This window comes from Methanobrevibacter sp., assembly GCF_030539555.1.
Classification (GTDB): domain Archaea; phylum Methanobacteriota; class Methanobacteria; order Methanobacteriales; family Methanobacteriaceae; genus Methanocatella.
The window spans coordinates 60,729-81,820 of record NZ_JAUNXX010000002.1 but is presented as its reverse complement, the minus strand read 5'-3'; the positions used below and the strand labels follow the sequence as shown (position 1 = coordinate 81,820).

Below are 21,092 nucleotides of genomic sequence, written 5' to 3'. Positions count from 1 at the left end.
TAATATTAATTAATTTAATCGGAAAAATCCCTTCCTTCACTAATTATAAATATTATCAAGTTAATATGTAAACACATAATGTAACTTTTTTAGGAGTTTTAATTATGGATTTAAATATTAAAGTCAATGAAAAAAACCACTTGGATATTGGTGGAGCAGATGCAATCGATATTGCAGAAGAATTCGGAACTCCAACCTATGTAATTGATGAAAATAGAATAAGAGATAATTATAATAGATTTTACTCAGCATTCACAAAATACTATCCTGATTTCAAAGTATTCTATGCATGTAAAGCCAACACTAACCTTGCTGTAATGAAAATTTTAGAATCTGAAGGATGCTGCATTGATGCAGTGTCTCCCGGTGAAGTTCACATATCCAAAATGATTGGATTTTCTGGTGACAGAATCCTTTTTACAGGAAACAACATCACAAATGATGAGTTAAAATTTGTCCATGATGAAGGTGCGGTATTAAACATAGACTCCGTTTCCGCTTTAAAAAGACTGGCCAGTGTAGTTGATCCGGAAGGTTTAAAAATATCATTTAGAGTAAACCCAATGGTCGGTGCAGGACATCATGATCACTGCATTACTGGTGGGGTGATGAGTAAATTCGGTATAATGGATAATGAAGCAGTTGAAGTTTATACATTAGCTAAAGAATTAGGTTTCAATCCTGTCGGTATGCACTCCCACATAGGGTCTGGAATTTTGGACCCTGAACCATTCAAATTGGCTATTGAATCCACAATGGATATTGCAGGAAAAGTTCACCAGGAAGCTGGAATCGACTTTGAATTTGTTGACTTTGGTGGAGGTGTTGGTATTCCATACACTCCTGAAGAAAATATCGTTGATTTGGATAAATTTGCAGAAGTTAACATCGGATTATTCAAAGAGAAATTAGAGCAATACGGAATGGGAAATCCTACAATGTATTTGGAACCTGGAAGATATCTTGTTGGGGACGCAAGCGTACTTCTTGTAACTGTCAACAGCATAAAACAAAGTTACAGAAAATTCATAGGTGTTGATGCAGGTTTCCACACACTACTCAGACCGGCAATGTATGATTCATACCATCATATTGTTGATGCAAGCAGAATGGATGCGGAAAACACTCAGGAAGTGGATATCGCAGGAAATGTATGCGAATCCGGAGACTTGTTTGCACGTGACAGACCTATGCCTGATGTGGAAGAAGGGGATGTTTTGGGCATATTAAATGCCGGAGCATATGGATTTACAATGTCTTCAAATTACAACTCAAGGCCTTTAGCTTCTGAAGTATTGGTAACTGACGGCAAATGCAATCTGGTCCGTGAAAAAGAAACTTTCGAAGATTTATACGCAAAACAAAGAGTTCCACCACACCTAAAATAAGTTGATTGATATGGTAGATTTAAAAGGATTAAAATTTTCAAAAATGCATGGAATCGGAAATGACTTCCCTATAATCGATGAAAGTAAAGGAGAAGTAATTCCTGAAGCCGATAAACCTGAAGCATGTAGAATATTATGCCACAGAAACTTTGGAGTAGGTGGGGATGGAGTATTATTTGTAGAACCATCTGAAGTCGCTGACATAGGGTATAGAATGTTCAATCCGGATGGAAGCGAAGCTGAAATGTGTGGTAATGGTATAAGATGCTTTGGAGATTTCGTATACAGAAAAGGCATTTTAAAGCAGGAAAAAATGACTGTTGAAACTAGGGCAGGGATTAAAACAATAGAAATTACATTGGAAAATGATGAACCTGTGCTATTTAAAGTGGATATGGGCTTATCAACATTTAAAACTCCTGAAATTCCAATGACTTGTGATAAAGAAGAATTTTTAGATGGTGAGCTGGATGTATTGGATACAAAATTCAACTTGACTGCTATCAGTGTTGGAAATCCTCATGCAATTATCTTTGTTGATGATGTTGATGAAATAGACATTGACAAGTATGGTCCTGCTATTGAAGCTCATGAAGTCTTTCCTGAAAAGATCAATGTGCACTTTGTTGAAGTGATTTCTAAAAATGAGGGCAAAATGATTACCTGGGAAAGGGGTGCAGGAGTAACTCTTGCATGCGGAACCGGAGCAACATCTACTGCCATTTCCGGCTTTAAACTAGGCTTATTTGATGATGATATATTGCTTCACTTGCCCGGTGGTGACTTAAAATTCACTGTTTATGAAAAAGAAGATGCTCTTGGAGCCTTCATGGAAGGTCCGGCAGAGCTTGTTTTTGATGGAGAATACTAATTCTCCTTATTATCTATTTTTTCTAACTATTCCCAGTATAATATCAATTATACCCAATACGACCACTATTACTAACCAAATGCTTATGTGGTTTCTAAGTATCATGAATATTATTCCAAGAACTATGAGTGCTACTCCTGTTAAAATTGACATTTTCCATTGTTCCATTTTTTTCACCTTTTTAAATTTTGTAAGCATTAATTAATGTGATATCCTCAAAAAAGAAATGTTCTTTTGCCGCAATTTCAGCTATGAATCCCATCTCATCGAGTTTGTTTAGGGTTTCTTCATTTCCGGAAAGTGAAGACTGAATCAGTTGGACAATCCCACCATCATTTAAGTGATTTCCCACTTCATTTAAGAATAATTCTATAACTTTCCTTCCATTTAATCCACCGTCGAATGCATAATTTATAGTGTCATCTAAAACTTCGTCATCTTCAGTAGGTAGATATGGAGTATTAAATAAAATTACATCAAACTTTCTATTTTTTACAGGTTCAAATAGATTTCCCCATAATATTTCTATATTTTCAATGTTATTTTCTTTGAAATTTTTCTCTGCAAGTTGGCAGGCATCAAAATTGATATCTGTTACTGTGATTTCATCCGTTAACTTAGATGCATACATTGCGACTATTCCTGATCCTGTTCCTATCTCCAAAACACTTTGATTTTCTTTTATCAGCAAATTGTCTGCAAGCAGATAGCTATCTTCCGCAGGAATGTAAACATTGTCATCTGTATTGATTATAAAATCCGGCATGGTATCTACTCATTAAAAATAGGGTTCAATTCCTTTGATAAGAATAATATTTCTTCAGGCTTTAACGTAATTACTCTTTTTGAGAGATAATCGTTAAGTTCATCAGATTCAATTCTGTTCAATCTGTCTTTTAGAACTTTTTTATCAATATTGCTTATGATATGTCTTGAATCAATCAGAGCATTTCTGATTTTCTTGTTTCTATGTTGAAATAGTGCTTTTGTAAAATTGGAATATGTTTTAAAATCAATATCAGTAATCTTATTCTCTTTCGGTGTAAGTTTAACAACAATAGAGTCGATTTTCGGTTTTGGAATAAAGCTTTCGGAACTTACATCAGTCAATGTTTCAACATCACATTTGAAATATAACATTGCTGAAAGTCTGGAATAGTTTTTGCTTCCGACTTCACCATTCATACGCTCTGCAAACTCCTTTTGATACATTAGAATGGCCAAGTCAAAATCATAATTTAAAAATTTAAATGTGATGGGTGAGGAAATTTGATAAGGTAGGTTTGAAATGATCTTATTGAATTTGGGAAAATCAACTTTTAGTGCATCATCATTTATTAACTCTACATTATCTATTTTTTCATCGTTAAGTCGTTTGGCTAATATTTTACAGATGTCTTCATCCTGCTCGATTGCTATTACTTTTTTAGCTTTTTTTGCAAGTTCAATTGTTAGTGTACCTATCCCAGTTCCTATTTCCAAAACAACATCATTTTTATCAATATTTCCAAAATTAATAATTTGATCTCTTTTATTTCTATCAATTAAGTAATTTTGACCAAGGTTTTTATTTAATGTAATCCCGTGTTGATTTAAAATATTTTTAGTTATTTTAGATAAAGATTGGGTGGTATCACTATTCAATTTATCACTTATCTTCTTGGTTTTCTCTGAGAGCCTCTTGGAGCTCTTGGAGCTTGAGTAAAGATATTATATTTATTTTTTCCTCGCTTAGGGGTTGAAGTGTCTAGTTCTTGTTGAACTCTTTTCACAATCATTCCTGCAGGGTCAGTTAAAGTAGGAAGCCTTTCGGTTATTTCTTTAAAACTTTCAAAAGGTTTTTCTTCTCTTGCTTCAATAATTTCCCACATGTATTTTTTACCAATTCCAGGAATTAACTCTAATGTGTGAAGTCTGGTACTTAATGCTTCAGCACTATTGAAAAATTCAACAAATCTTTCTTCTTGTGCTTCGACAATATCGCGAATAGCATATTCTAATTCAATTCTGCTGGTTGCGGTTAAGTTTTCATAATCTAATCTTCCAAGAACCCTATATACTTTGTCTCTTTTACCTTTTCCGATATATACGGTATCTTGGATTTCTAAATCCACTCCAGTCTTAGGAGCTAATTCTAGTAAAGTGAATTGTTCTGTACCAATAGCTTGAGCAATGGCTTTTCCACCAAATTTGGACATGTCAGATTTCACATACCCTCGACTTAAATAGTCAAGTACAACAGCATATTCTTCTTTTTTTGCTGCTGGTGCTTTTTCTTTTTTGTTTTTATTATCCATGTTATCACTTCACTATTGTTTTTTTCATTATCTAATTGACAATAGATAAACTTATTATTAAATTTTATTTTTAAATGTAATAAACATATCTAAAAAAAGCTATCAATTAATGTAAAAAATGTAAAAATAAAAAAAAGAGAATAATTTTAGAACTATTCTTCAATATTGTACTGTTCTAAAATTTCTAAAATTTGTTCCATTTCTTCTTTATCTAATTGTGTAGGTTCTTTAGCAAAAATTAATCTTAAGTCTGCTAAATCTTTAGGAACTAAATCTACTATGTGAACTATAACTCTAGTTCTTAAGTTAGGAAAAGTTTCATGAAGTTTTTCCATAATTTCTTTGCTGTCCTCTGCAGAGTATTTTTTGAATCTTGAAAGATGGTTTAAAGTAAGGTTCTGTTCATAGTTTAACTCGTTATCTTGTGAAAACTCTTCAAGTATTTCTTTTACTTCTGCGCTTGATATTGGTTCACTTTCAATTATTTCTTTTCCAATCATAGAAATCAGTTTTGTAATTTTAAGTGGTCTGGTCTAACAATTAATTCTTTAGCTTTGTTTCCATCTTTTAAGGATACGATGTAAGCTTTTCCTTTTTGACCAGTGATTTTTCCAGTTTTACCATGGAATCTAGGAGCAGGTTGCCCTTTTTGAATACTTGGATTGATGGTAATGTGAACTAAGTCCCCTTCTTCAAATTTTTGTAATCTGTTTGTAATCGGGTTAGTTCTACCTGGCCTTTGTACTTTAGTCATTTTTTTTCTTGATCTACTTTTTAATCCTCTTGATCTTTGCATTATATAACCTCTAATCAGTTCTAGTCTGGGTATAAATCCATGTTATCAGCTGCCTAGTATTAAAAAGCCCATAAATACTAGTAACATGGAATGTGAAAATAATAAATTATCACCAGTGATATGATAATAATATAATTTAAGTTTAATGTTATTAATATACTTTTAGTTTTTCAGCAATTTTTAAAAATTTTTGGAATTTTGAATTTTTTTTAGTGAAATGGTTGGGGTGTAAAAAAATAAGGTGGGATAAGATAACTAAAAATTTAGTTATCTTCAAATCTTCTTCTGTCAATTAATTCTTGACGTTTACCTGGGTTCCATCCACCGGAAGCGGATTTTGCACGTCCAACTTGTTGTACGTATCCAGTAATTCTGTCATACCATTCTACATCTTCTTTTTCACCACAGGTAGGGCAAGTTGTATTCAATCCTTTCATTAAGGTTTTACATTTAAGACAGAAACTTAATGCAGAGCTGTAAGCCCAGAATCCGATATCGGATTTTTTAGCAATTTTATTGGTTAAGCTCATTAATGAATCCGGATCTGAGTAGGATTCTCCCATGAATGCATGGAAGATGTGTCCACCAGGAGTCAAGCTGTGGTATTTTTCTTCAATTTTAATTTTTTCAATTAATGAAGCTCCGGTATCTACTGGCACATGTGAAGAGTTAGTGTAGTAGTTTGCATTACCTTCACCCTGAACGATTGCCTGATCGCCGAATAGTTTTTTATCGAGAGTTGCAAATCTGTATGCAGTAGATTCTGCAGGAGTTTGAAGAACACTCCATCTGAGTCCAGTTTCATTTTTCAATTCGTCAGCTCTTTGGTTAATATATTCAAGACATTTTACACCAAATTTATTTGCATCTTTGTTTTCAATACCTTCTCCGAATAAGGATAATAACATTTCGTTAAGTCCAACGAAACCGAATGATAAAGTTGAATTTTCAATTCTGTAGTAGGATTCTCCACCAACGTCTTGTTTTAAGAATGGTAAAATGTGGAAATCGTTTAAACATTTTAGTCCTTGTTCTCTTCTTAGCATCAAGGTTTCAACTGCTAAATCCATGTATTCATCCAAGTATTCGAATACTTGGGATTCGTCTTTGGATTGGTATCCGATTCTTGGGAAGTTCAAGGTAACGTATGCAAGGTTACCTGTTCTTAAACAGTCTTGATCCCAGTCACCTGTCCAGGTATCTTGTAAACAGGTTCTGCATCCCATGTAGTTTGCCATTTTTCCCCTGTATTTAGGGAACATGTTTACAAAGTAAGATGAACCGTATTTTGCGGATAATTCATGTACTAAACGAAGGTCATCTTCATATTCGCTAGTCATGGTTTCTTTACGTAATGTGTAAATGGTATTTGGGAATAAGTGAGGTTTGCCTTCATTGTCTCCTTCAAGTAAAGTTTCAGTGAATGCTCTTTGGATTAATCTGGTTTCGTCTTCAAAATCAGCATAGGTTCCAACTACTTGACCTTTTGGTCCGTATGCGGTTTCATCTTTTAAGAAGTCAGGGACACCGAATTCTAATGCCATACTTGTGAATGGTACTTGAGATCCACGTGCTGCATAAGCCATATTTAAGTTGTAAACCAGCATTTGAACAGCCTGTTTGATTTCCTCATAGCTTCTTCCTCTTGCAAATGGTGCAACGAACACATTCCATAAGGACATTGATTGTCCTCCGGACATGTTCTGTTGTGCTGCAAGCATGATTTCACCAGTGTGGTTCATCAATGTTTCCATGTGATTTGGTGCGCCTGCAATGGAAGTGTGGTCACCGGTACCGTCTACTTTAAGTCCATATCTTATGAAAGTTCTGATATCATGTTGAAGACAGTTCAATGGTCTTCCTGCGAAGAATTCTAAATCGTGAATGTGAATGTCACCGGCCATGTGTGCATCTGCCAAGTGTGCCGGGAGCATTTTTAATAATGCGTATTGTTTTAATGCTTCGTCTGCTACGTGTTTATGAATACTTTCAGGGTTGTGTATCATGTTTGCGTTATCTCTATTACCATTTTCAATGAGGGAGGTAATGTTGTAAACAGGGATACCTAAACGGGTGTAACGGCTTCTTAAATCTTCCAATCCGTATTCGATTAATTTTGTGTTAACCATTTCCCTGATCATAGGTGCGGTTAAGTATTCTACATTTAACTTTTTGAGTTCTTTCCAGGTTTCGGTAGCGATTTCAAAAGCGGTTTCTTGACTTGCACCGGTTTCTTCCATCAAGGTATTTGCAATTTTTGATAAATCGAATGCTTCGATTGTATCTCTGGAAGTACGTACTTTCAATTGGGTGCTTGCCAAGTATTTGTTTGCGATTTCTGGATCAATGTCTTCTAAGCATTCGTAAACTATTTTTTTGATTTCTTTGGTTGTAATTCCGTCGTATAATTGTGATACAACAGTTGCCACAATCTTATCAGATTCAAAAAATGGTGTTTCAACCATTACTAATGATTTAACTAGCTTTTCATAACTGAATCTTTCTGTAATTCCGTTATTCTTCTCTACGTTTATTTTAACGGATTCATTTAAATTATGTCCGATTTCTGAACTTCTTTCCATATTATTATCCACCTTATTTTGTAGTCTAATATACTATTGAACTTAATTGTATAATTATTGTTCGTATTTATACGAACTTTTTCTAATTAAGTGTTTTATCTTTTTTGATATATAAATTGTTCGTCTTGAGCCGAACATTTATTGTTCGCTCTGAAATTTAATATATATTTTAATATATAAATCAAAAGTCCGAGAGCAAAAGAAAAGTAATGTGTTCTTTAGAAGAAAATATCTAAAGAACTTTGTTTGGATTTATCACTTTCAAACAGCGAGTTGATACCAAATTCCTGTATTTCCAAACGTTGCTCCAGATAATGTGAAACAGGATATCTGTTAACCAAATCCCTTGAAATTTCAAGATACTTTGTAACAGATCCTTTTGAAACGGATAAAATCAAATTGCCTCCACACTTACATTTTCCGGTAAGAGGCATTCTTCTATATTTTGCACCGCATTTAGTACATCTGACCTTTTGCTTGGAAAATGCCCTTGAGTTACCCATGATGTCCGGTAAAAAGTGTGAAGACAATACTTTCTCCACAACTCCCCTTTGGTCAACAGCCCGGATGGTTTCAGCAAGACTGATTTGGGCTTCGACTTTTTCTTTCATTGAAGGCAATCTCTTGTACAAACACACCGTTGGCCCTGCATGAATGCTTGAGGTGTGGTGTGAAAACATCAGCCCTTCATATTGCTTTGGAGTTCCCAAATGCATTTCCACATTGTCAATATATTCCAAAACCTCTGCGGGCTTGTGGGGAGTATATGTTTCTTCATAAAATTCAACAGGGAATCTTTCGAATATGTCCAGGTTGTGAGATTCATCGTCTATCTCTTCGGGATCAATTCTTGAAGATAAAACCAAAGGAGCATCCATACTTCCTCCTCTTGTATTCGGCAAGTATGTTTTTGAAAAGTTAATCAATGCATCCAAAAGCAACATTATTGCATCCTCATCACTATCACAGTTTCTACGTTTTGCTGAGTGGAAGTACGGGTGTGCATAACATCCCAATGCTTTTGTAAATCCGACAATCCTTCCAAGCACTCCTGCGGATGTGTGGGGTGCGAGACCTGCAACCAGATGCCCTATCAAATCACTTTTTTCCTTAACATTGTAGAAGGCATCCATGCCGTAATATCTGGTAAGTTCGTCGTCAATAAATTGGGCGGTCCTGAGCAGATATTCTCCACAGTTGTCTGAAATCACAATGTCCTGAACCCTAAGCTCTATAATCTGATCTTCACTTTCGATAGGATTTCCATAACAGTCCTTTTCATAACCCATATCAAGGAGCTTTTCAACTGTAACTCCTATCTCTTTTGGAATAAAATGGGTCAACGGCAAATCGGTTGAATCATGACGTATGGTACCGTCTTTAAAAGTGAATACTTCATTTTTAGCTCTTAATATTCCTTTTTCAAGAGGTTCAGGTAATTTAGCTTCAGAAATCATTCCTACAACTCCTTTCACCTCATCAACCCTTCTTACTTTAACATTATCGGATGCTTTTTTAAGCATGCTGGAAAGGGGAATATTTTTTGCACTTGGTGAGCTCATTTCAGTTGGATGGCCACATTTAGGGCAAAGGGAATTAAATGAGCTGATTCCACATTCGGGATTTGTACATCTTCTTCTGGACAGTTCGACTTTAATCTTTCCTTTTTTGGCTGCAGTAGCCACCAGTCTTCTGGATCCTCCATAGTTTCCAATCGGAAACAATCCGTGAGGTGCTGGCTTCATAAGTCTTTCTTTTGATTTTTCAGGCCTGCCTACACGGGTACCGATATAAGCCGGAGCTTTGTTTTTAATTTCAACTGGAGACACTGCATTTACAGCCTCAATTGTGGTTTTCATTTGAGGCAGTCTTTTGGATAGTGTGATAAGCAATGCGTATGAATGGTCATTGTCAATGATTATTTTTCCGTCACGAACAATATGCGGAACACCGATTATTTCCAATGTTCTTTTTTGATAGGATAAATCTAATTTGATTCCTTCTTCAGGATTATAACTGGATTTACATTCATTTATTAGGTCAATTAAGGCATTTAAATCTTGAATTGTCACATCGTTATAGCAATAGGTGTATTTTGGATGAAGTGGAATGTTGTAGTTTTTAGATAATGTGAATGCTTCTATTGAGGACAGGTATTCATATTCAAGCTTGTGCAAGTCAAGGTCGTTATTGTTTTCATCAAAGTTTTCGCTTCTGGTCAGTAACTGAATCCACCATTCCTCGCACCATCCTGAAGGATATAAAGGTTGGTTGTTTCTTAAAAATTCTCCGAATGCTACAAGCATATCTCCTAAAAACAGTATTTCAACAACGTCCTTCTTAAGCTCACGGGCTTGGCGAATACTGTTGATGGCTACAACGTCACCGTTCTTAAGTTTAACTGTAGGACCTTCAATTGAGTCAACCGGAACAACGCAGTTACCCTTTCCTGGATATTCAATTTTAAGCTGTGTTCCAACAGCCAAAAATTCAAGCAGCGCCATGGTTGCCGGATGAACTCCCATTGTTGCAAGACCGGTATTTCTGCTTCTTCCGTATCTTAGTCTGAATCCTCCCTTTTCAGAAGGATAGCCTAAAATAGGCCTTCCACCGATAATATCCTGAATGTATTTTGGTTCACTGACAATATCGGAATCACCGGAATCATCGCTTCCGGAATCATCCTTTTTGGGTTTTGAGTATTCTGTAAGCCATTCCCAATTAAGATTTAATTTTTTGGAAATCTTATGAATCTTTTTTGATTTCTGGATTACACCTTCAACCATCGCAAGAAGCGCTCCTCCACGGATGTTGTTTGTTTCGACACGCTCCAAATCTCTGTGTGACACTTCCACTTTGTCTGTCTGTTCTCCGGTGACTTCAACAGGAATGTTGTTTGCAGCGAATCTCACTTCTTCTGGTGTTGGTGAGTATTGTAAGTTTGTAACTTCAGATTCGTAAAGTTCAACTTCCTCCACGTATCTTTCAATTTCATCATCGATAGGCTTGAATGCATCGATGTTGATAGCTTGTCTGATTTTATCTCCTAAAAGAACTGCAAGTGCAGCGGCTGTTCCTCCAGCACTTCTGATAGGTCCCGCAAAGTAAACTCCGATGTATTTTGTTCCGTCAAAATTATTCTTGATTTTTACTGCAGAAATTCCCTCAAGAGGTGCTGCCACAACTCCTTCAGTCAGAATCGCTAGTGCGGTTCTAAGACCCTGGTCGCATCTTTGCTCCTCATTGTAGTCTGCCTTCTCACCTTTGAGTTCAAACTTTCCTGATGCAATCTCGGCAGCTATTTCAAAGGCAACTTCTTCTCTGGTAATGTCCTGTTCTAATTCTTTAATACGCTGAGCCACGCCTTCAGGACCGACAAGCCCTTCAACTCTTTCAGCTAAATCCTTTGCAAGAGGTACTTCAGTCTTTGTTTCAACATCTAATCCTTTTGATCTAGCTTCATTGGCTATTTCGTATAGGTGATGGGTTTCAGCTTCTAATCTGTCAAAATAATCCATTTTATCGCCACAAATTATAAAATTAATTCAGTATATTACTATTGATTTTCATAATATTAATAGTATTTGCAAGTGTGAAAATATGAGTCAAAGTAAGTGTTGAAAATTAATTTTAATAATGTTTAAATAGATTGTAAAAGAAAGTTTTATTTTAGTAATTAGTTGTTGAATTATATATTTTTATTGCTATTTTGGTGATATGAATGTCTGATAAAAAACCAATTAATGCCATGTATGGTACTAAAATGAGTTTAAATCTCGATAAAATTAAAAATAAATCTAAAAAAGAAGAAACTGAAGAAGTTCCTGTTGTTGAAAAAGTAGATGAGCCTGTTGTGGAAGCTCCTATCGAAGAAACCACTTCTGAGGAAGTTGTTGAAGAGGTTGTTGAGCCTGCTGTTGAGGAAGCTGAAGAGGATGTTTCTGAAGAGGTTGTTGAGGAAGTTCCTAAAACAATCGAAAAGTCTGTTGAAGAAAATGTTGAAGCTTCAACCGATTACAATATCGTTGATAATTTGAAAAAAGAACTTTCCGAAAAATCTGAGAAATTATCTAATCAATCCAGTGAACTAAATTACTTAACTAATAAAGTCATTCCAAGACTTAAAAAGGAAAATTCAGAATTAAAAAGCATTAAGATGGAATTAACTGATGCTTTAGAAAAAAGTACTAGAAAATACTTTGATCAATTGGATATCAGTGCAGATTTAAGTAATAAAATCGGAAAAATCGGCGCTGAAAGTGCAGTTAATAAGGTAAGAGCAGATAAATTAGAATCTGAACTCGATACTATTAAAGAAGACTACGAAGCTAAAATTGATGATTTGAAAAAAGAGATAGATTCAATTGACCTATCTGAACTTAATCATTTAAAAGAAATGAATCAGAAATTACGTAATGAGCTTAAAGAAGTCAATGATAAATTAAATAAATCCAAAGATGAAAATAATAAGCTCAGTGATGAAATCATCGATTTAAGAAATGACTTGATTGAAATTGGCGATTATAAAGAGGAAGTTGATAGGAAAAACAAACATACAATCGCTAAACTTAAAGAAGAAAACTCTTTAATTAGCGCTCAACTGAAAGCTAAAGAAAGCAGCTACGACAAATTAGCTAATGAGTCTAATAAAACAATTTCTGATTTAAGAAAACAAATAGCCAAACTCGAAGAGGCTTTAGAAAAAGAATCCAATAAAGGATTATTCAACAGATTTAAATAGATGATTGATTTCATCTATTAACTTTACTTTTTTTTTAAAATGACTGACGATACTTATTTTATGAATGAAGCTATTAGGGAAGCTGAAAAATCCTTAATGGAAGATGGAATTCCAATTGGAGCAGTTCTGGTTAAAGATGGGGAAATAATTTCGAGAGGACACAATAGATTAATTCAGGAGGACTCTGTAGTTTTGCATGCTGAAATGGATGCAATTGAAAATGCAGGTCGCTTGAATTATGAAGATTATATAAAATGCACATTATACACTACCCTTTCACCATGTCCGATGTGTTCTGGCGCAGTGATACTGTACAATATACCTCGTGTTGTGATTGGTGAGAATACCACATTACTTGGAGCTGAAAACTTGCTTAAATGTAATGATGTTGAAGTTGTTGTTTTAAATGATAGTAGATGTAGGGATTTATTTTTAAAATTTGCTTGTAACAATCCTAGTGTTTGGGAAAAAGAACTTGAAAAAGTTGGAAACACAACGGAGGTAAAATAATGGAGATAATTGTAACTGATGAACGAGATGAACGTTTTAAAAAATTCTGCAAATCATTTGGTTGTTTAGTCGAAGAACCTCAGGTAGTACTGCTTTTAGATAATTTTGGCAAAATTGTAGGATGCAGCAGTTTTAAAGTATATGATGAAGATTCCTGTGAGATTACAACTTTATTCTTAAATTCCTATGATGACCGTGAAAGAATAGCTTATAAGTTAATAAGACAACTTGAAAAAATTGCTATTGATTATGAATTCAAAAATGTTTATGTTAGTTTCGATTCAACTGAAGATATTCTTGTTGAAATATTTGAAAAACTAGACTACTCTTTTGTAGATGATTTGCTGATGAAAAAAGAGTTTAAAAGTTTAATTTAATTTTTTAAAAAATAAAAAGTTAAAAGATTAAGCTTCCTGTCTTAATCTTTTTACAACAAAGTCCTTATCAAGACTTAATAAAAATGATGCTGCCCTAGGGCCTTGTTTTTGACCGAGAATCATTTTATAGATTGCTTGGAAACCTTTCTGCGGTTTCAAGCCTTGAGATTCCAGGATTTCATACATCGCATCATGCAATTCTGTTGCGTCAGTGAATTCAGTGTTTTCCATTAAATCAGCTAAATCACCTAGGAATTTAGTTTGATCGTCGGTTAATGGTAATTTTGGAATATTCTTTTCTTGTACTTGGAATTTAACGAATTTAGGGGCGTAAGTGTCCAACCAGTAGATTACATTGTCAACCCTTTCACGGTATTGGGCCATTTCCAAATCAGTCAAATCACCGAATTCTTTGTCTTTAAAGCTTTTGGTTAATTGTGAGTTTTTCTTTAATATTGAAAATATTTTTTCAAGGTCGTCTCCAGCAATCTGATAAGCATTAACCAGGAATCTGAACGGCGGTCTGAAAGGCAAAGGACTGCCTTCATTGATTTGAACTATTTCATAGATTTCCTTGAATTTTCTAGCTTCTTTTTCAGATGGAGCTTCCACTTCATCGTAGAACACTTTTTCCACAGTATCGAACTGGTCAATAAAGTCAAGGAAAGGCATTTTTGGTGAGAAATCTTTTGCCTTCATTGGTTTTGATCTGAACAGGTAATAGTGGAGACTTTCAGCAGGTCCGATTTTCAGCCATTCTTCAGGTGCGAAAAACACTCCATGGGATTTACTCATTGCTTCGCCATCTAGTGTAATCCATTCGTATGGTACTGGGTAAGGTGCAGGATAATCAAAGATTTTCTCAGATATTACGCTACTTACGTCGTATGATCCTCCGCTTGCTGCGTGGTCTTTTCCGAAAGGTTCGCATGTGGTTCCGAATATTTTCCATCTTGCAGCCCATTCCACTCTCCAGGTGAGTTTACCGTTTCCGGATTTGATGTCCATTTCACCTTCGTGGCCGCATTCACATCTGTATTTTATGATGTCTCCATCGTAATCGTAAGCATAAGTGGTGTTCACACGTCCGCATTCATCACAAATCGGGTTGTAAGGAAGCCAATCATCAGCCAAAGGTTCTCTTCTGTATTGGTTGAAGATTTCTTTAATCTCTTCAACTTTTTCAAGTGAAGTTCTGATGTAATCGTTATAAACTCCGGATTTGTACATTTCAAAACCGGATTTGGTTTCCATTTCTATTCCGTAGTTGTCCATAACAGAAAGTAAAGGTTTTTCGAAGTGCTCAACGAAGTTGGCGCAGCATCCGTCAGGACATGGGATCATTGAGTAAGGCATTCCAAGGTATTTGTCGTAGGATTCTGGCAATGGATATGGAACTTTTCTTAATGGGTCGTGGTCATCTGCAATCCATATTGTTTTGGCTTTTTTTCCTTTTTCTCTTAATTTTTTTCCGATTCCGTTAGCTACAAATATGTCACATGAGTTTCCAATGTGTATTGAACCTGAAATGGAGGTTCCACTTGCAATGATGTGTTCTTCTACATCCATTTTACTTAATTCATTAGCTATGTTTTCAATCCAGTGTGTCATCTATATTCACCATTTTAATAAAAAAATTATCATAAAATAAGTATGGGATTATTTTTGTTGTTATTAATATAAAAAGATTGGTTTAAAACCAATCTAAATGTTGTCCATTATTTTGTCGATTGCATCAAGGAAATCTTTGGAGATGACTTTCTTTCTCTCGGACCTTATTGCAAACATTCCGGCTTCGGTACATACTGCCTTCAAATCAGCGCCTGAAAGACCTTCTGTCAAATCGCTAATTGTGTCAAAGTCGATTTCCTCGTCAATCTTCATTTTGGACGTGTGTATTTCAAGGATTTTTTGCCTGCTTTCCTTTACAGGATTCGGAACTTCAATTGTCCTATCAAATCTGCCTGGTCTTAAAAGGGCTTCATCCAAAATGTCCGGTCTGTTGGTGGCTCCGATAATTCCAACATCTCCTCTTGAATCGAATCCGTCAAGCTCTGCCAGGAGCTGCATCAGGGTTCTTTGAACTTCCCTGTCGGCACCTTCGCTGCTTCCAACCCTTTTTGTTCCGATTGCATCGATTTCGTCAATGAATATTATTGCAGGTGTCTTTTCCTTTGCAAGGTCAAAGACATCACGAACTATTCTTGAACCTTCTCCAAGGTATTTGTTTACAAATTCGGAAGCTACGATTTTAATGAATGTTGCATTGGTTTCATTTGCCACAGCCTTTGCAAGCAGGGTCTTTCCGGTTCCCGGCGGTCCGTAAAGCAAAATTCCCTTTGGAGGGTCGATTCCGATTTCCTTGAAAAGCTCCGGATTTTTGATTGGAAGCTCAACGGTTTCCTTGACTTCGGTAATCTGCGGGTCAAGCCCTCCGATGTCTGCATATGTGGTTTCAGGCTTTTCATCTATTTCCATTGCGGCGACATTCTTGTCCTTTTTTGTAGGAAATACATTGACGACTGTCAGATTATTCTGATTCAGGGCCACTCTGGCACCCGGTTCAAGTAGGGCCCTGTTGATTGAACCTGGACATGTCACAAGAAACTCATGGCCCACAGCGCCCTGGATTCCGATTTTGGTGTCGTCAAAGACTTCAGTCACGGTTGCAAGAACCAAAGGAGTCTTTTTAAATGAGTTGATTTCGCCTTTAAGCTCTTTTATTTTTCCTTCAAGCTGGCGATTGCTGACGCTTGATTTCAGCTGTTCACCTTCAAGTTCCCTTAGTTTTTGAGTCAAATCGTCTATTTTTGAGTTTTCCTCTTTTAATGATTCGATTGTTTCAAGTAATTCCTCTTTTGAAGCATTATCTAGAGATTCCATATGATTCCCCCTAACATTAACAACGTTAATTTTTAATTATGATGTATTCTGTTAGTTGGATTATATGCTATTTTTTATTATAGGAGAAAATGTATCCCATGGGGAGGTTATCATCAAGTAATTCATATATCCCTTAAACTTTTATGGAGTTCATACATTTCTTCTTCAGTGAAATCCCCGCTAGGATGATAAATGTCGCTATAAAAGATGCATCTATAGTCCCAATATCTTTCTTTAAATTTTTTTTGCAATCTTTTAAACTCATCACAAGTTTCTATTTTTGAGTCATAGAACTTTAAATTGCTCTTAAATAATTCCATGAAAAAGTCCAATAATTCAAGAGCGAAATTACAATGCCCAAATGTTGAATCAACGGAATTTTGGCGAGCAATGTATAATATGTAATCTTTGATTGAAACAAAATAGTAATGTTCACTATATAATTTCAATTCTTTTAATTTGAGTGATATTTCGTAAAATGTTTGATTTAATTCGCCATATAATTCAAAATTTGGATTGGCTGTTGTTCTGCTTGATTTTTCAATACTTGACTTAAGTTTTTCAAATCCGTCATTTGACAATTCTTCAATTTCTGAAATTCTGTGCCGGTTGCATTCAAGGATGATATTGTTGTTTGAATCCATAAAACCCTCCAAAGGGAGTTAATTGCAAGACCTAAATTCAATTATGCTTAAAAATGAATGGTTGTGTCTTGAAATGTTATTTATCATTTTCTCATCGGTTGAAACAAAAACCAGTTTGTCGTGTTTTAGTCCACAGTCGTGGGCATCAGTGACTATTTTACAGTCCGGAGAGTGAATTCCCCATTCAAATAATTTGTTTGCATAATCCAAATATCTTAAATAGTTATCTATGCCGCAATCATGAAGTTTAATCATGTTTTCTAATTTGCTGTTCCGTGTGAAATAGACATTTTGAAATCCATCATAATAATCATTAAATTTTTCAAAAAGTATTTGAGGAACTTCGTAGCAAAAATCAAATTCCCACCAGAAGTTTTCTAAAATTGTTATTTTTTTGTTTTTATCAAGAGGAATGTCTTTTGTTTCTTTCAAAATGAAATTTTCAAATTCTTTGTAATTAGTAAAGCTAGTTTCATTATTTTTTAAAAGGAGGTTCGCCCTTTTTAAAAATCTTTCAACAATAGATATGATCTTTCCAAGTTTTTTACAATATTCCTTTTGAACTAGATTCGACCAAAAAATATCCTCTTCAGTTTCACAAATAAATTTAACTGCATTATCGTGCCATTTGTCGTGTACAACACTGTAGCCAATGGCCATATTTGTATCAATGAAAAAACTCATTTATATCATTTCCTCATTGATTTCATTATTTTATAAATTTCTTTTTCACAGTAGCTATCGCTAGGCTCATAAATTGCAGTGTGAAATTTTTTGTTAAATTCAAAATATTTTTTGTCAAATTCCTCTTTTAATTTTTCATGCTTTTCGATTTCTGAAGTTGAAAAATTATTAAGTAAATCGAGTTTTGCATTCCATATATCGATGAAAAAGTCGAATAAATCTAATGCGAACTCATAATGACCAAATGAATTGTTTTCACAATTTTTATAAACAATATATAATATTTTGTCTGAAGTTAATAGGAAATAATCCAATTCCTCATGTAAAATTTCATATTTTTCTAGTTTTAATGCTATATTATTAAAATTTTTATCTAATTCATAATAAATTTCAAAATCAGATTTGGATTTTGATTTGAGTAGTGTTTTAAGTTTTTCAAATCCTTCTGTTATCATTTCTTTTATTTTAGTTAAGATTTTTGGGTCATAAACAATGGTCGGTTTTGCATCAATATTGCTATACATAATTTTCACCTTAATTTTGGTTGGATATCATTATGACTCACATCATATATAAATATTTTGAAAAATAAGAACCATACGTTGTTGCATATGGATTATAAGTTAATATTACAACTTTATGGTAAAATTGAAGTCATTTGGTAAAATTGTTGCCACTTTAAAAAATTGTATTGAAAAAAAAGAATAAAAAAAGAAGTTAAATAGATAAGAGTATCTATTTAATCAGGTCGGAATCGGATTGATCCAACCATTCGTTAACGATTTTCACTGCACAGAAGTTACCGCACATTGTACATGTGTCTTCTTCTTCAGGAGGTCTTTGATCTCTTTTTGCACGTGCAGCTTCCGGGAACATTGCACATGCATATTGTGCTTCCCAATCGAGATTTTTCCTTGCCTGAGCCATAGCCAAGTCCTGTGAACCGTCAATTTGGCCGCTTGCAAGGTCTCCAGCATAAGCCCCTATTTTGGTTGCAATAACACCTTCTTTTACATCATCAGGGTTAGGTAAAGCCAAGTGTTCTGCAGGAGTTACGTAACAGATGAAGTCTGCTCCTGCTTTTGCAGAGGATGCTGCACCGATTGCAGATACGATGTGGTCATAACCCGGTGCCACGTCACATACAATAGGTCCGAGCATGTAGAAAGGAGCATTGGAACACATTTTCTTTTGTATCATTACGTTTGTTGGAATTTCGTTGATTGGAATGTGTCCCGGCCCTTCAATCATACATTGTACTCCGGCTTCACGGGATCTATCAATTAATTCTCCTAAGATGATCAATTCTTGTATTTGAGCCCTGTCTGTTGAGTCTGCGATAGATCCTGCTCTCATACCGTTTGCAAGTGAAAGAACAACATCATGTTCTTTGGCAATTTCTAAAACGTAATCGAAGTTTGCATACAAAGGATTTTCCTTTTCGTTTTCGACAATCCATCCTGACATGAATGAACCTCCTCTTGAAACAAGTCCGGTTACACGGCCCTGTCTTTTGAGTCTTGTTAAGGTTTCAATGTTGATACTACTGTGGACTGCCATAAAGTCAATACCATCTTTTGCCTGCTTTTCGATGGTGTTAAATAAATCATCTTCAGTCATGTAAATTACGGAACCGTCTCTTCTGATACTTTCAATAGCTGCCTGATAAACCGGCACGGAACCCACTGGCAATGGAGACATATCCAAAACTCTGTTTCTGATTACGTCTAAGTCTCCGCCGATACTTAATTCCATTAAACAGTCTGCACCATTGTCGATTGCAATTTGTGCTTTTAAAACTTCTTCATCAAAGTTTACAATATCAGTTGAAGTACCTACAGTTGCATTTACTTTGGTTCTGAGCCCTGCACCAATACCTGATGCTTCAATATCTCTGTTTACATTGCTAGGTATTACGATAGTACCTTCAGCCACTGATCTTAAAATAAAATCTTCTGAAACATTTTCTATTTCCGCTACATGTTTCATCTCATCGGTTAAAATACCTTTTTTTGCATCACTAATTTGTGTCATCTTAAATCATCCCTCAATTAAGATTTATAACAGTCAAATTTAATTTAATTTTTTCTCATATCTAATTGATAATCTGTTATTTTTATTTAATACTATTTAAATTAATAGGATTATTTTTAATTTTATATAATTTTAAATATATAAAGTTTATTTTAGAAAATAAGTTAGGTTCATTTTTTATATTAAAATTAAAGCACTATTGAGAAAAATAAAGTGTACTTTAAAAAATAGTAAAAAGAATGAAATTAATAGAATTCATTCATTCTTTCAAACGCATCATCAAAACTAGGCATATTGGTTTGGCAACCTTGGTGCTCTACAATAAATGATGAAACGGAAGATGCAAATTTGGCGGATTCTTCTAAAGATGCACCATTCAAGAATCTTGATAAAAATCCTGCCCTGTATGAGTCTCCGGCACCGGTAGGGTCAACAGCTTCTCTAGTTATTGCATCGATTTTGATTTTCTCTTCGCTTGAATAGATTTCACTGCCGTTTGCACCGCAGGTCTTGACGATTATTTTCGGACCTAATTCTCTTAAACCGTCAAGGTCAATTTCAAGGGCATCCAAAATCCTTTCAATTTCATGATGGTTTCCGAAAAGTATTGTAGTATTTTCGATAACGTCTTTTAATTTTTTAGTGTCGTACATTCCAAGGTCTTGTCCAGGATCAAATGAAACTAATAAGTCTTCATTTTTAGCTTCTTCAGAGCATTTCCAGTTAAAGTTAGGGTCTCCAGTAGCCAAATGAACTGCTTCAGCATTTTTTATTGCAGATATCGGTACTTTACTTTCTGCAAATTCACGGGCAGCTCCCCAATAAAAGTAACTAATCTGGTCTTCATTATCATCGGTTAAAACGAATGCTGTAGGTGTCGCTTCACCTGGAACAATAATTAGATTTTCGGTGTCGATGCCTAAATTTTGCATATGTTCATAATATTCAGTTTTTTTGAAGTCTCCACCAACGGCGGATACCAATGAAGTTTTTAGTCCTAAGTTTGCTCCAACACAAGCTACATTCGCAGCTGCTCCACCATTAAATGTTTTCATGTTGGTGATGGGAGCTGAAAAGTTCGCTTTTGGAAATTCAGGCACTCTTATTATATAATCATGAGCAGAGTGGCCAATTGCTAGTAAATCTCTGTTTTTTGCCATAATATCGCCTTTTAATATTTCATTTTAATATTTGTTCTTATCATTATTTAATGTTTTGACAAATCATATGTATGATTTTGCACAAAGTCACCACGGGTAAGTGATAGTTTTATATATAATATATA

At 34.8% G+C, this 21,092-nt stretch carries 20 protein-coding genes; 5 read left to right on the top strand and 15 right to left on the bottom strand.

Annotated features, from left to right (window positions below; all coding sequences use genetic code 11):
• Positions 1-104 precede the first annotated feature (104 nt).
• Both lysA and dapF read left to right on the top strand, forming a co-directional pair.
• Entirely contained in the window at positions 105-1,388 is a 1,284-nt protein-coding gene (lysA, locus tag Q4Q55_RS01125; protein ID WP_303370982.1) for a diaminopimelate decarboxylase, read from the top strand.
• 10 nt (positions 1,389-1,398) lie between these two features.
• Positions 1,399-2,259: a diaminopimelate epimerase gene (dapF, locus tag Q4Q55_RS01120; RefSeq protein WP_303370981.1), complete on the top strand. Its 861-nt coding sequence runs from the start codon at positions 1,399-1,401 to the stop codon at positions 2,257-2,259.
• A gap of 9 nt (positions 2,260-2,268) precedes the next feature.
• Here the strand turns inward: dapF and Q4Q55_RS01115 are convergent, their stop codons facing one another.
• The 8 genes from Q4Q55_RS01115 to polC all read right to left on the bottom strand — a co-directional run bounded on the left by Q4Q55_RS01115 (position 2,269) and on the right by polC (position 11,452).
• Complete coding sequence (locus tag Q4Q55_RS01115) at positions 2,269-2,427, bottom strand: hypothetical protein (RefSeq protein WP_303370980.1); 159 nt, start codon at positions 2,425-2,427, stop codon at positions 2,269-2,271.
• A 13-nt stretch (positions 2,428-2,440) separates the two neighbouring features.
• Complete coding sequence (locus Q4Q55_RS01110; protein WP_303370979.1) at positions 2,441-3,025, bottom strand: HemK2/MTQ2 family protein methyltransferase; 585 nt, start codon at positions 3,023-3,025, stop codon at positions 2,441-2,443.
• A 5-nt stretch (positions 3,026-3,030) separates the two neighbouring features.
• The gene (gene rsmA, locus Q4Q55_RS01105; RefSeq protein WP_303370978.1) at positions 3,031-3,903 is read right to left on the bottom strand and encodes a 16S rRNA (adenine(1518)-N(6)/adenine(1519)-N(6))-dimethyltransferase RsmA; all 873 of its coding nucleotides are present in this window, start codon (positions 3,901-3,903) and stop codon (positions 3,031-3,033) included.
• An 8-nt stretch (positions 3,904-3,911) separates the two neighbouring features.
• Positions 3,912-4,556, bottom strand: coding sequence for a DUF655 domain-containing protein (locus Q4Q55_RS01100; RefSeq protein WP_303370977.1), 645 nt, complete (start codon positions 4,554-4,556; stop codon positions 3,912-3,914).
• A 152-nt stretch (positions 4,557-4,708) separates the two neighbouring features.
• The gene (locus Q4Q55_RS01095) at positions 4,709-5,056 is read right to left on the bottom strand and encodes an RNA polymerase Rpb4 family protein (protein WP_303370976.1); all 348 of its coding nucleotides are present in this window, start codon (positions 5,054-5,056) and stop codon (positions 4,709-4,711) included.
• 5 nt (positions 5,057-5,061) lie between these two features.
• Positions 5,062-5,352 (bottom strand): 50S ribosomal protein L21e, encoded by a 291-nt coding sequence (locus tag Q4Q55_RS01090; RefSeq protein WP_294999928.1) that lies wholly within the window; start codon positions 5,350-5,352, stop codon positions 5,062-5,064.
• A 263-nt stretch (positions 5,353-5,615) separates the two neighbouring features.
• Positions 5,616-7,946, bottom strand: coding sequence for an anaerobic ribonucleoside-triphosphate reductase (nrdD, locus tag Q4Q55_RS01085; RefSeq protein ID WP_303370975.1), 2,331 nt, complete (start codon positions 7,944-7,946; stop codon positions 5,616-5,618).
• A 206-nt stretch (positions 7,947-8,152) separates the two neighbouring features.
• Positions 8,153-11,452 carry a DNA polymerase II large subunit gene (gene polC / locus Q4Q55_RS01080; RefSeq protein ID WP_303370974.1) on the bottom strand — a complete coding sequence of 1,100 codons (3,300 nt, stop codon included), beginning with the start codon at positions 11,450-11,452 and terminating at the stop codon, positions 8,153-8,155.
• A 203-nt stretch (positions 11,453-11,655) separates the two neighbouring features.
• Here polC and Q4Q55_RS01075 point away from each other — a divergent pair, with 203 nt between their 5' ends.
• From Q4Q55_RS01075 to Q4Q55_RS01065, 3 genes are read left to right on the top strand one after another with little or no spacing between them, the layout of a single operon-like run.
• Positions 11,656-12,675: a hypothetical protein gene (locus Q4Q55_RS01075; protein ID WP_303370973.1), complete on the top strand. Its 1,020-nt coding sequence runs from the start codon at positions 11,656-11,658 to the stop codon at positions 12,673-12,675.
• Positions 12,676-12,714: 39 nt separating this feature from the next.
• Positions 12,715-13,185: a nucleoside deaminase gene (locus tag Q4Q55_RS01070; protein ID WP_303370972.1), complete on the top strand. Its 471-nt coding sequence runs from the start codon at positions 12,715-12,717 to the stop codon at positions 13,183-13,185.
• Complete coding sequence (locus Q4Q55_RS01065; RefSeq protein WP_303370971.1) at positions 13,185-13,562, top strand: GNAT family N-acetyltransferase; 378 nt, start codon at positions 13,185-13,187, stop codon at positions 13,560-13,562. The genes Q4Q55_RS01070 and Q4Q55_RS01065 overlap by 1 nt, the downstream gene beginning before the upstream one ends.
• Before the next feature lie 27 nt (positions 13,563-13,589).
• Here Q4Q55_RS01065 and lysS read toward each other — a convergent pair whose 3' ends face one another.
• The 7 genes from lysS to Q4Q55_RS01030 all read right to left on the bottom strand — a co-directional run bounded on the left by lysS (position 13,590) and on the right by Q4Q55_RS01030 (position 20,967).
• Positions 13,590-15,173, bottom strand: a complete 1,584-nt coding sequence (gene lysS, locus Q4Q55_RS01060; protein WP_303370970.1) for a lysine--tRNA ligase — start codon at positions 15,171-15,173, stop codon at positions 13,590-13,592.
• Positions 15,174-15,266: 93 nt separating this feature from the next.
• Complete coding sequence (locus Q4Q55_RS01055; RefSeq protein ID WP_303370969.1) at positions 15,267-16,445, bottom strand: proteasome-activating nucleotidase; 1,179 nt, start codon at positions 16,443-16,445, stop codon at positions 15,267-15,269.
• A gap of 122 nt (positions 16,446-16,567) precedes the next feature.
• Positions 16,568-17,089 carry a hypothetical protein gene (locus tag Q4Q55_RS01050; RefSeq protein WP_303370968.1) on the bottom strand — a complete coding sequence of 174 codons (522 nt, stop codon included), beginning with the start codon at positions 17,087-17,089 and terminating at the stop codon, positions 16,568-16,570.
• Between the two features lie 18 nt (positions 17,090-17,107).
• Complete coding sequence (locus tag Q4Q55_RS01045; RefSeq protein WP_303370967.1) at positions 17,108-17,773, bottom strand: hypothetical protein; 666 nt, start codon at positions 17,771-17,773, stop codon at positions 17,108-17,110.
• Between the two features lie 5 nt (positions 17,774-17,778).
• Entirely contained in the window at positions 17,779-18,228 is a 450-nt protein-coding gene (locus Q4Q55_RS01040) for a hypothetical protein (protein WP_303370966.1), read from the bottom strand.
• A 280-nt stretch (positions 18,229-18,508) separates the two neighbouring features.
• Complete coding sequence (thiC, locus tag Q4Q55_RS01035) at positions 18,509-19,807, bottom strand: phosphomethylpyrimidine synthase (protein WP_303370965.1); 1,299 nt, start codon at positions 19,805-19,807, stop codon at positions 18,509-18,511.
• A 245-nt stretch (positions 19,808-20,052) separates the two neighbouring features.
• Positions 20,053-20,967, bottom strand: a complete 915-nt coding sequence (locus Q4Q55_RS01030; RefSeq protein WP_303370964.1) for a carbohydrate kinase family protein — start codon at positions 20,965-20,967, stop codon at positions 20,053-20,055.
• Positions 20,968-21,092 lie beyond the last annotated feature (125 nt).